The sequence below is a fragment of the Bifidobacterium miconis genome (assembly GCF_019331735.1).
Classification (GTDB): domain Bacteria; phylum Actinomycetota; class Actinomycetes; order Actinomycetales; family Bifidobacteriaceae; genus Bifidobacterium; species Bifidobacterium miconis.
Genome location: NZ_JAHBBH010000034.1, coordinates 17,236 through 28,699 on the forward strand (window position 1 = coordinate 17,236; position 11,464 = coordinate 28,699).

The 11,464-nt window shown below is 58.9% G+C and carries 9 protein-coding genes; 4 read left to right on the forward strand and 5 right to left on the reverse strand.

Annotation, left to right across the window (positions count from 1 at the left end; all coding sequences use genetic code 11):
• Positions 1 to 79 precede the first annotated feature (79 nt).
• The 3 genes from KIH79_RS10140 to KIH79_RS10150 all read right to left on the reverse strand — a co-directional run bounded on the left by KIH79_RS10140 (position 80) and on the right by KIH79_RS10150 (position 4,440).
• Positions 80 to 991, reverse strand: a complete 912-nt coding sequence (locus KIH79_RS10140) for an NAD-dependent epimerase/dehydratase family protein (protein WP_219059255.1) — start codon at positions 989 to 991, stop codon at positions 80 to 82.
• Positions 992 to 1,085: 94 nt separating this feature from the next.
• Positions 1,086 to 2,516, reverse strand: a complete 1,431-nt coding sequence (locus KIH79_RS10145; RefSeq protein WP_219059256.1) for an ArnT family glycosyltransferase — start codon at positions 2,514 to 2,516, stop codon at positions 1,086 to 1,088.
• Between the two features lie 40 nt (positions 2,517 to 2,556).
• Positions 2,557 to 4,440, reverse strand: a complete 1,884-nt coding sequence (locus KIH79_RS10150; protein ID WP_219059257.1) for a DUF4422 domain-containing protein — start codon at positions 4,438 to 4,440, stop codon at positions 2,557 to 2,559.
• Between the two features lie 97 nt (positions 4,441 to 4,537).
• Here KIH79_RS10150 and KIH79_RS10155 point away from each other — a divergent pair, with 97 nt between their 5' ends.
• From KIH79_RS10155 to rfbA, 3 genes are all read left to right on the forward strand, one after another.
• The gene (locus tag KIH79_RS10155) at positions 4,538 to 5,368 is read left to right on the forward strand and encodes an ABC transporter permease (protein WP_219059258.1); all 831 of its coding nucleotides are present in this window, start codon (positions 4,538 to 4,540) and stop codon (positions 5,366 to 5,368) included.
• On the forward strand, positions 5,369 to 6,706 hold the full coding sequence (locus tag KIH79_RS10160; protein ID WP_219059259.1) for an ABC transporter ATP-binding protein: 1,338 nt from the start codon (positions 5,369 to 5,371) through the stop codon (positions 6,704 to 6,706).
• Positions 6,707 to 6,778: 72 nt separating this feature from the next.
• Positions 6,779 to 7,675 (forward strand): glucose-1-phosphate thymidylyltransferase RfbA, encoded by an 897-nt coding sequence (gene rfbA / locus KIH79_RS10165; RefSeq protein ID WP_219059260.1) that lies wholly within the window; start codon positions 6,779 to 6,781, stop codon positions 7,673 to 7,675.
• Between the two features lie 115 nt (positions 7,676 to 7,790).
• On the opposite strand, the gene KIH79_RS10170 is transcribed toward rfbA, so the two are convergent.
• Both KIH79_RS10170 and KIH79_RS10175 read right to left on the reverse strand, forming a co-directional pair.
• Positions 7,791 to 9,365 carry an N-acetylmuramoyl-L-alanine amidase gene (locus KIH79_RS10170; protein WP_219059261.1) on the reverse strand — a complete coding sequence of 525 codons (1,575 nt, stop codon included), beginning with the start codon at positions 9,363 to 9,365 and terminating at the stop codon, positions 7,791 to 7,793.
• Positions 9,366 to 9,802: 437 nt separating this feature from the next.
• Positions 9,803 to 11,047, reverse strand: coding sequence for a nucleotide sugar dehydrogenase (locus KIH79_RS10175; RefSeq protein WP_219059262.1), 1,245 nt, complete (start codon positions 11,045 to 11,047; stop codon positions 9,803 to 9,805).
• A 199-nt stretch (positions 11,048 to 11,246) separates the two neighbouring features.
• Here KIH79_RS10175 and KIH79_RS10180 point away from each other — a divergent pair.
• Positions 11,247 to 11,464: GDP-mannose 4,6-dehydratase (locus KIH79_RS10180; RefSeq protein ID WP_219059263.1), on the forward strand; the 218-nt coding region annotated here is incomplete at its 3' end.

Genomic DNA, 11,464 nt, shown 5'->3' on the forward strand with positions numbered 1-11,464 from the left:
TCCCGGTTCGTGATGCCTCATACTGGTGGCTGTGGCGTTGATCAGTACATATGGTATGCGGTGCCATACCGTGGGCCGTTCACCGCTGCCCGGCAAAGAACGAGTACGTGCGTTTGATGCCGTCCTCAAGTGAAACGAAACCATCCAGCGAAGTGATTTGTCGATATTTTGCAATATCAAGCACCGAATACGGGACATCTACCTTTCTTGCCGGGGCATGGGTGATGCTGATCCGTTCGGGAACCACCCGTTCGATGATCGACGTGACGTCCGTCACCGAAGCGCCGGTCCCTCGGCCGAGATTATAGATCGTGTTCGTCTCACCTTTGTCGATGATGTCCATGATGCCCTGAATCGCATCGTCGATATAGATGAAGTCGCGCACGACCGAACCGTCACCGAAAATGTGGATGGTCTCGTGATTGATCGCCTGATACACCAGTTTGGTGATCAGTCCTAGGGGGCCCCGCGGATTTTGCCCAGGCCCGTAGGGATTGGACAGACGGATGATTTGGTATTGCATGTCGCTGTAATGGGCGGTCAGCTGCAGCGCCTGCTCGATCATGACCTTCTGTAGCCCGTAGGTGTTGTACGGCGCCGGCGGATCGCTTTCTCGGTTCGCCCGGTACGGTGATCGGCCGTAGACCGTGCCCCCGCTGGAAAGGAACACGAGTCTCTTGACTCCTTGAGCCATACACGCGTCGAACAGTTCGACGGAGGGAATGACGTTGGCTTGGATCTCGTCCAGCGAACGTTTTTCGGTGCCGGGCACCGACGTGCTGACAAGGTGAATGACCAGATCCGCATCGGCGACAAGTGCTCCGAAATCATATCCGGAAGCGAACGTTCCCTGCACATAGCGGATATGGTCGCTGGAGGGGACGGAAATGCTGCGATTGAAACCGACCACGACGTTCGTTGGATCCTTGAGAAAGCCGTCAATCAGCTTTCTGCCGAGGAAACCGCAGCCCAGTACGACGATCTTGCGCATTCCTGACCTTCCTATGTATTGTCGTTCGCCAATACAGTCTATCCGCATGCCCTTAGCTAGTCCGTCTTCGTCGTTGGAAACCATGCGGTGACGATCAGGCAGCGCTGTACGGCGCCATGCCAAGCACTGCCACCCAGCAAATGATCGCGCCAATGGTGGCGACGCCCCACGACAGAGCTCTGGCCTTGCGGTTCTGCACGGCCAGAGCCCAGCAGCACAGAATATAGGGGAGAAGCGGGAGCCCGTACCGTGTGGTGACCGACCCGAACATGGATCCGGAGTTCAGATACTCGCGGATTTGCACCATGGAAGGAATGAGCAGCATGCCGAACACGGTTCCGCACAGCAGCAACGTGTGCGATTCGACCTTGTCCCGTTGGAAATACAGAAAGAACGCTGAACCGCCGATCACGATCTGAATGATGGCCAGCCATGCGGCATAGCCGGCAGACGAGTCGGTGCCGCGCAGATCCTGAGGAATGCCTCCCAGTTCGAATCCCTGCATCAGCGTGTTGAGAAACTCGCCGACGGGCAGTCCATGAACCGGAGTGGTATTGACACCGGAAATGGCGGCGACATATCCGGGGACGCCACGATGCGACTGCAGGGAGCTCCATCCGAACACCACGATCAATGCGAGCATGCCGGTGATGACCGACACGGCAAGTTCTCGTTTTGCGGTTGCGGGGTCGTTGCGACGAATCAATCGAAGCACGGCATGGACCGCCATGACGAACAGCACGGCAAGCAGCGGAAATGCGAAAGTGCCTTTGACCATGCACGCCAGAATGGTAATCACGCAGGGAACGAGTAGGTGGTACCGTTGCCGCTCAAACCAATCGGCCGTCATCCAGAGGAACGCCGCGCCGCACAGCAGCGCCGGCGCGTCGTTCGTGACGGCGGTCCCCGTATTCAGGAACACCGGTATATATGGAACCAAGGCACATACGGCAAGGCTTGCCGAGACGGAGATCTTCCATCGGCGCAGCGCGACGAACAGCATCATCAAGCCAGCGACCATCCACGCGACGGACATTGCCCGGGCCGCTTGGGTGAAACTCACCGAGGGAATGACCTTGGCCGCGACCCGGGCCGTCAAACCGGTAATGAGGTAGTACAGCGGCGGATGAAACGCGTTGTATTGTTCTCCGCCGGCCGGATACTGCAACGGGTCTGTCGTGCCGCATGGTGGCAGATGCTGCGGATTGGTGGCGTTGTCCGCGACAGAACGCCACCCCGAGCACGACCATTCCTTCAGCACTTCCTCGGGGACGCGGTCACCATTGGCTGGCAAATGGCCATGGGACACCGACCATGCGTAGGCGATGTGCGTCTGCTCGTCGAACGGTGAGATGGTACCGGCATAGGAGCGCTGAGCCAAGGCGTAATAGCAGCCAGGCAGCAACATCAGTATCATCACGGCCGCCAGAACCTTGGCGATACCGGTTCGTCGGGTAACTCCGGTAACGGACCGATCGTGCTCCGATCCGAAAAGCCATCGTTGCAGCATATGCCGCACGGTCATCATCTCCTCGTGGTAATCACTCGTCACACGTGCTGGGGCGTCACTTCTTGCCCTGCAGCTTGCGGGCGGCGACCTTGAGAAACTCGCGGCGCTTCGACCCGATCGGCACGATCTTATCCGCATATTTGCGGATGGGGCTGTCCTCACGGATCGCGCGCTCATGATGTTCCGGCGACTTCGGCGGCTCCGAACCGGACAGCAGCGACATCATCTGCAATGAGAACGGCGTCTTGCGCGCATACGCCCAGTACAGCGGGCCGAAATCACACCATGCGTTCTTCCATGGCTTGTCGAAGCCGGCATAGTGCACGATTTTCGGATGCTGACGGGAACGCATATACGCTTGGAAGACCTCGGCCGGGGCGAAATCGAACACGCCGTGCACACGGCCGCCGCAGTTGTGCATCACGTCCCACTCGTACGGCAGGTAGGTCACTTCGCCTTCGCATTCCGTGTTGAGAATGTCCTGATCGTTGTAGATGAATCCCGGCTGCGAGGCGATTTCCAGCCATTCGGGCACCGTGTGGATGTCGCGCATGCGGTCAAGGTTCATGATCAGCACGCCGGCTTGGAAATAGTCGTATGGATTCTTCATATCGAGCTGTTTGGCGGCGTACTCGGCGCGGATGCCGTCCTTCATGTTCAGGTTGCCGAGGAAGTCGATGTCGCGCACCGCGCCGATCGCATTACCGTCCAACGGAGTGTCGTACAGTTCGGCGACGTCGCCGTTCACCACTAGATCGGAGTCCAAGTACAGGATCTTCGAATAGAACGGCAGCGCGTCCTGAATGATGAACCGGTAGTACGTCTCCACGCTGATGTGCGCGTTGTTGGTCGTCAGCTCATAGCCGGCGACCGCATGCGTCACGTCGTGGAACCGCACCGTCGCATTGGCGAATTCGCCGAGGAAGTCGGTGATCGTCTGCTTGTTTTCCGCAGAAATGTTGCGTTCCAGCACGATCACGTCGTAATAGCGTTCCGGATTTGCATTCGCCAGCATCGAATAGATCGTGGTGGTGAGCATGGGCACGTAGTTGTTGTCGGCGGCGAACACCACCGGCACCACCGTACGCGGGTTGCGGTCCAACGGTTCCAGAGCGTTGGACGGTTCCGGGTGCTCGAAATGCACGCACTGCAGTTGCTTGATCCTCCATCCGGCGTTCGTGCGCTGGCGGTGCGTCAGATAGATGTTGAGCAGACGCTCGGACAGGTGGCCGGGCGTGCGCAGCGTCTGCACATCGGCGCGTGAATTGTCCCATTCGGAGACGAACTCGTCAAGCAGCGGGAACAGCCAGGCGCAGTAGTCGAAGAAAATCTCCCGGCGCATGATGAACATGTTGCAGAAGCAGGCGGTGTGACCGTCGAGCACAGCGTCCGCATCCTGACGATAGTCCGGATAGCGCTTGCACAGGATATCGTACATATGGCGCAGATCCTTGAGCCGCAGGTGCGCGTCGGCGTCCCAATGCTCCTTGAGATCGCCGAAACCTCCGAACAGTCGTGTGTCGTTCATTGGCGAGGTGATCACATCCCAGCCGTCTACGGCATGGGCGATCGCCGCATCGTTCAGCCCATACTCGGCGATCGTCTTGTTGTCGATGTATTCGTCGATGATCTCGCCGTAATCGTTCTGCTGATGCTGCGTATCGGTAAAGTCGAAGTAACGGCGGTAGTGGCAGAACCCGTAGTAGTCGGCGTCCGCGTTCTTCCACGCCCAGTACTGCGCGGTCAGCTCGCAGTACATCGGATTGAGGGCGGAGATGTTCTCTCCCTCATCGTCGTGCAGCATATCCTCGAATCGCGTCGAGGCGTTCGCCGCGCCCACTTGAATGGGCACGATGCTCGCCCCGTCGGGGATTTGCGAGGGCTTATGCGCCGAAACGAACAGTTTGATACGTGCCGGTTGCTGTGAGGTGAGGGCCATGTGCAGTACTCCGTCTGACTTAGACAAATACGACTAACACAATAGAATATATGGAAGTGCCGAGCGGAGACACCGCATGGGATAGGATGGAACATCTGTGAAGAACCTAGTGAAAAGCCTTCAGGAGAGGTACCGATACGCGTTGATCGTGTTCAAGGAGCTGGTGAAGACCAACTTCCAGCTGCGCTATCAGGGATCTTTCCTCGGCATACTGTGGTCGGTGCTCCAGCCCCTCATGCTGTTCGCCGTCATGTACGTGGTGTTCGTCAAGTTCCTCAAGTTCTCGGACGGCACGCCGACCTTCCCCATCTCGCTGCTGTGCGGCACCTGCCTGTGGCAGTTCTTCTCCGAATCGACCAGTATGGGCATGCACTCCATCGTGGACCGCGGCGACCTGCTGCGCAAGATCCATTTCCCGAACTACATCATCGTGGCGTCCACCACCATGGGCTCGATGATCTCCCTTGCCATCAACCTCGGCGTCGTGATCCTCTTCGGCACGTTCGCGCACGCGCACTACACATGGCGCGTACTGCTTGTCATCCCCAGTATCGTCCAGCTGTACGCCATCTCGTTGGGCGTGGCGCTGCTGCTCGGATCGCTGTACGTGTACTTCCGCGACATCGGACACATCTGGGACGTCGTGCTGCAGGCCATGTTCTACGCAACTCCGATCATCTATCCGATCTCTTTGGTCACCGACAAGGGATACGGCTGGGCCGCCAACCTGCTCATGCTCGTGCCTACCACGCAGACCATCATGGACATCCGGCACAATCTGCTTTCGCCCGAATATGTGCCGACGGTCTGGACTATGGTCGGCAATCCGATCATCTGTCTGATCCCGTACGTGCTGTCTGTCGTCGTGCTGTGGCTGGGCATTCACATCTTCCGCAAGTACAGCGCCAAGTTCGCGGAGGTGCTGTAAATGACCGACAAGAACGTGAACCAGAACGAAAAGGCCAAAACCGTGAACGTTGTTGCCCAGAAAACCGATGACCGTCCGGTCGTGCTCAAAGTCGAACATGTGGCCAAGTATTTCCGCCTGCCTACGGAACAGGCCACCGGCCTGAAAATGGCGTTTCTGAACTGGACGCGTGGCATCAAAGGCTACACCGAGCAGCATGTGCTTCGCGACATCAATTTTGAGGTGAAGCAGGGCGATTTCTTCGGTATTGTGGGCCGCAATGGATCCGGCAAGTCCACACTGCTGAAGATCATCTCCGGCATCTATATGCCCGAAAAGGGCAAAGTGAGCGTCAAGGGCAAGTTGGTGCCGTTCATCGAGCTTGGCGTTGGTTTCAACCCCGAGCTCACCGGCCGTGAGAACGTATATCTCAATGGCGCCTTGCTCGGCTTCAGCCACGACGAGATCGACGCCATGTACGACGACATCGTCGAATTCGCCGAGCTTGGCGAGTTCATGGACCAGAAGCTCAAGAACTACTCGTCCGGCATGCAGGTGCGCCTCGCCTTTTCCGTGGCCATCAAGGCTCAGGGCGACATCCTCGTGCTCGACGAGGTGCTCGCTGTTGGCGACGAGGCGTTCCAGCGCAAGTGCGATAACTTCTTCAGCGAGATCCGCAAGGATCCCACCAAGACGGTCATCCTGGTCACGCACTCCATGGACTCGGTGAAGAAATACTGTAACAAGGCCATTCTTATCAAAGACGGCGAAATTATCGTCAGCGGCAACAAGAACGACGTGGCCGACCGTTACACGCTGGAAAACCTCAAGCGAGAAGGCAAGGAGTCGGCCGACGACGATCAGAAGAACGCCGAGGAGGACCAATATCCCACCGGTCTGAACGCAACTGTTCCGCTGCTTGCGGTGCGCCCGAGCAAAGAACCGGTGTGCACCATGAAGGAGGGGTTCTCCTTCGAAGTCGAATACGACTACCGCGGCGACAAGGACTTCTATCTGGCATGCTCGCTGAACGACATCCGACGAGGCGGAGTTCCGTTTGGCGATAGTTTTGACCTATACCAACCCGGCCATCACACCGTGAGGTTCCATGTGCCGATGGACATCTTTAACAACGGCGAATTCAGAATCATCGCGTCCCTCCACGAGTACGAAAACGGGCGCGACGATCCTGAACATGTGCGCATGGTCGCCTTCACCAACGAAGACTTCGCCTGCGATTTCTCCATGCGAGATCCCAAAGGCACTGACAACTTCGCGCTGCTCAACAAAATGCGATTCGGCTACGAGATCGTGGACAAGGACCTGGCCTCGCGCCAGCAGCCGATCACAACGGAATAGAACACCGCCCAAACCGACCGCAGCCATGCGGAACATAACCATGTCGCATACGACGGCAGGAAAGGAAATCTGATGAAAGGCATCATTCTGGCCGGCGGGTCGGGCACCCGTCTGTATCCGCTCACATCGGTCACATCCAAGCAGCTGCTTCCCGTCTACGACAAGCCGATGATCTACTATCCGCTGTCCACGCTCATGCTGGCCGGCATTCGGGACATCCTCATCATCTCCACGCCGCACGATCTGCCGAACTTCGAGAGGCTCCTCGGCGACGGTTCCCGGTTTGGCGTGAACCTGAGCTACAAGGTGCAGCCGTCCCCGGACGGTCTCGCACAGGCGTTCCTGCTCGGCGAGGAATTCATCGGCGGCGAGGCATGCGCGCTCGTGCTCGGCGACAACATCTTCTACGGCAACGGACTGTCCAAGCAGCTCAAGGAAGCCGTGCGATTCGCCGAACAAGGCGAATCTACGGTGTTCGGTTATTATGTGGATGATCCGGAACGCTTCGGCGTCATCGAATTCGACAACGACGGCCGCGCGGTCTCCATCGAGGAAAAGCCCGCCCAACCCAAGTCGAACTATGCGGTCACCGGACTCTACTTCTACGACAAGCGCGTCGTCGACCTCGCCAAGCAGGTCAGGCCATCCGCGCGAGGCGAACTGGAGATCACCGATCTGAACCGCATGTATCTGGACGATGGCACACTGCGCGTCACCACGCTCGGCCGCGGCTATGCGTGGCTTGACACGGGCACCATGGAATCGTTGTACGAGGCGGCCGAGTTCGTGCGCTCCGTCGAACGTTCGCAGAGCCTGCCGATCTCCGTGCCCGAGGAGATCGCCTACGAACACGGGTGGATCTCCAAGGAGGCGCTTGTCGAAGCGGCGCACGCGTACGGCAAGTCGAACTATGGCAAGCACCTGCAGCAGGTTGCCGACGAAAAGCTCATCGGCATCAAACGGCGGTAGGCAGTCCGTCTTTGTCCTTAGGCATGATGCCCCGCGGTCCGTTTCAATATGAGCGATACGGACCGCGGGGCATCATCGTGCCACTGGCCAAATCACCGACTGACATCAGGCCGAATCACAGGCCGTTCCACGCGATATGCTCCTGCTGCCAGCCCTTCTTGCCGAGTGTCTGGTACTCCTTGGCGCTCGTGGTGTACAGGTGCTCGTGGTTCGTCCTGTTGTACAGGCGATAGACCGGCTTGGAACCATCCGTTGCGGTGCTCCACGCCGTGCCTTCTGCCGTCCATCCGCGCTTGGCCAAATGATCCCGTTCCGTGGTGTTGCGTGTATACAGGTGGTTGTGATCTTTCGGATTGTACAGGCGATAGACCGGCTCGCCGGCCTTCGCCGCATAAAACACGATACCCTCATCCTGCCAACCGCGGGAAATCAGCACTTCGCGCTCATACGAGTCGGCCGTGTAATGATGCAGCTTGACGCTTGGCCCGTACAAACGGTAGATCGGCGTGCTGTTTGCCGGCATGGATTCCTTGAGTAGCGTATCGACCATGTTGCGAATATCGTTCATCCGCGCGCTCAGATGCTTGCCCGGGCACAGCGTGCGATTGCGCTTGTCGTACCAATGCGCGGAATCGCCGTGACCGGAAATGCGATTTTGCCTGCCATGCCAGATGAAGGTATCGTGGGCGGTCATCACATTCATCGCCTTGAACTCCTTGGCGATCACTGAAGCCACGGCTTTCACGGACGCTTCGCTTGGCTTGTCGTTCTCATGGAAGCTGCCGATGATCGCCACGCCGAACGTCGCCTCGTTGAAGCTGCCGGTATGCGCGCCGATCGCATTGCTGCCCAGCACGGCCTTGTGCGCCACACCTTCCTCGCGGCCCTCCCATACGCCGCCGAAGCGGTCGACGAGCAGGTTGTAGCCGATATCGCCCCAGCCGCGTGTCTTCGCGTGGAACGTGTAGATGTTCTGCACGATCACCTTGGCTTCGGCCTGGGAATAATCGTTCCGGTCAACGGTGTGGTGGACGACCGCTCCGCGCCAATGGCCGCTGTCGTCGGCCGGCCAGAACGGCGCCGGCAAACCTTTGCGCCACCATTGTTCGCGCGTGTGAATCGGAATGTTGATGTCGAGTGCACCTTCGTCGGTGCCGCCTCCGGGATCCTGTTCGCCGGTATTGTCATTGTTGCCGGAATCATTCTTGCCGGTATCAGTGGTGCTGTCCGTGTCGGAACCGTTGTTTGCGCTGGAACCGTTGTGCGTATTGGAGTCGCTGTACTGTGTGCCGTTCTCCTTGTCGGCGTTCGTCGAGTCAGCGCTTTCATTGGTGCTTTCATGTGCGGCATAGCCGGAGTCAATGGTCACCAGATTGACGTCGGTGGCATCGGAACCGTCCGGCAGGGTGACGCTTGCCTCCACTGCCGTGGCTGCGCCGACGTACACGGGATCCGTGCCCTGCACGTTCGTGGCCGATGCGGATTGTCCGTTGGCGTCGGTGGACGCGACGATCTGCGTTTCCGCTTGCGTCCAATCGCTCCATTTGCCGTTATCCCGATACCGCAGTTTGATGACCGGCTGGCTGCCGGCAACGCTGGCGTCTGGCTGGTTCCAAGTCACGGCAACGGAAGACAGTCCCCGCTCGCCGGGCAGGCTCGTGGATGCGAGCAGTGTCTGCGACTGCAGCACTCCGTCCTGTGTGGTTGCCGATGATTCTGGTGTGGATGACGATCTCGTTTCGGACGGCTCCGGCTTCGCGGATGTGATGGCCGGTACATCGAATGCGTGCTCATCGATGACGGGAGCATGCGTCGCAGTGACCGACTGCACCCCGTCTGTCTGAACGACGCCAGCTGACCGGCTGTCGGCTGGCTGACCGTCGGTTGATTGGTTGGACGTGATTGCTTCGGCATCCTCCGCGATCGCGGTGCCCGGCATAGCCATGGCCAGTCCGCAGCAGATCATGCTCGTGGCGCTGATCATGCTGACGAAGGCAACGGCACGACGCCTGCGACGGTTCATGGAGTTTTCCATGTTGTTGCTTCTCCTACATGCTTCTCTCGTGTGATATTTGGCGGCCATACGAAAATGGCCCCTCGAAGTTGAGGGGCCATGAACGGCGGAGCTTAGTCCCTGCGGAAGAGGTCTCGGGTGAATACCTTGTCGCCGGCGTCGGCGAGGTCGTCGTTCCACCGGTTGGCGACGATCACGTCGGCCTCCCGCTTGAACGCCGTCAGATCATGCGTGACCTCGGAGCCGAAGAAGTCGGGCTTGTCGAGCGTGGGCTCGTAGACCACCACGGTCACGCCCTTCGCCTTGACGCGCTTCATCACGCCCTGGATCGCGGACTGGCGGAAATTATCCGAACCGCTCTTCATGGTCAGACGATAAATGCCCACGACAGGCTTTTCCTTGCCTGCCACGCGCTCGAGGATCTCGTCGGCGATGAAGTCCTTGCGCGTGCGGTTCGCGTCCACGATCGCGCCGATCAGGTTCTGCGGCACCCGGTCGTAGTTCGCCAGCAGCTGCTTCGTGTCCTTCGGCAGGCAGTACCCGCCGTACCCGAAGCTCGGATTGTTGTAGTCGTTGCGAATGCGCGGATCCAGGCACACGCCGTCGATGATCGCCTTCGTGTCCAGGCCACGCGACTCCGCATACGTGTCCAATTCGTTGAAATACGCCACGCGCAACGCCAGATACGTGTTCGCGAACAGCTTGATCGCCTCGGCCTCCGTCAAACCGACCACCAGCTGCGGAATGCCCTTCGTGCCATCCGGGTTCACGCGGTCCTTCTCCCCGGGATCCGCGCCATGCGCCAGCAGATCGGCGAACACGTGCGCCGCCTCGACCGCGGCCTGATCATCCTGCGGCGCGCCCACCACGATGCGCGACGGGTGCAGGTTGTCGTATAGCGCGTGCCCTTCGCGCAGGAACTCCGGGGAGAACAGGATGCGGTCGTCGTGGAAACGCTCGCGGATCTGCGCGGTGTAGCCCACCGGAATCGTGGACTTGACCACGATCCACGCGTGCGGCGCGTGCTCGCGCACCGCCTCGATCGCCGCCTCCACGCTGGACGTGTCGAAATAGTTCTTCTTCGGATCATAGTTCGTCGGCGTCGCGACCACCGCGTAATCCGCATCCGTGTACGCCTCGGCCGGATCCAGCGTCGCGTGGAAGTCCAGCGGACGGCGACCGTCCGCGTTTTCGTCGAGGAAGTCCGTGATCTCGCGATCCACGATCGGGCTCTTCGCGTGATTCAGCAGCTCGACCTTCTCCGCAACGATATCCAACGCGTGCACCTCATTGTGCTGCGACAACAGCAGCGCAACCGACAACCCGACGTAGCCGGTGCCGGCAACAGCGATCTTCATATCTGACCTGCTTTCAAAAGCGTTTTGTACGGACGAACATGAGCCATTCTATAGTGTTATCCCTAACAATGGCGGATGGCCTCCTTATGGCGTCTTCACGGTGTCTGATTTCGCAGAGTGTCAGTCGGATGATGGTGTGCGCATGGTAGCGGTCAAAGAAACCTCGGCGCAATACCGTGCTGGCGGTAGTCTGTTGGCTATGGCTGATGAAGTGTTTACTCCTCATAACATCATTGTGACCGGTGGCTGTGGTTTCATCGGTTCGAATTTCGTGCATTACGTGTACAACCATCATCCTGATGTGCATGTCACGGTGTTGGATGCGTTGACGTATGCGGGCAATCTGGAGAATATCAAGGCGATTCTCGGTGACCGGGTGGAGTTCGTGCACGGCAACATTTGCGACGCGGAGCTGCT

What these genes read in the sequence shown, in the direction of transcription:
- KIH79_RS10140 (WP_219059255.1), bottom strand. Translation starts at nt 991, where the DNA reads ATGCGCAAGATCGTCGTACTGGGCTGCGGTTTCCTCGGCAGAAAGCTG.
- KIH79_RS10160 (WP_219059259.1), top strand. Translation starts at nt 5,369, where the DNA reads ATGACCGACAAGAACGTGAACCAGAACGAAAAGGCCAAAACCGTGAAC.
- KIH79_RS10175 (WP_219059262.1), bottom strand. Translation starts at nt 11,047, where the DNA reads ATGAAGATCGCTGTTGCCGGCACCGGCTACGTCGGGTTGTCGGTTGCG.
- rfbA (WP_219059260.1), top strand. Translation starts at nt 6,779, where the DNA reads ATGAAAGGCATCATTCTGGCCGGCGGGTCGGGCACCCGTCTGTATCCG.
- KIH79_RS10145 (WP_219059256.1), bottom strand. Translation starts at nt 2,516, where the DNA reads ATGACCGTGCGGCATATGCTGCAACGATGGCTTTTCGGATCGGAGCAC.
- KIH79_RS10150 (WP_219059257.1), bottom strand. Translation starts at nt 4,440, where the DNA reads ATGGCCCTCACCTCACAGCAACCGGCACGTATCAAACTGTTCGTTTCG.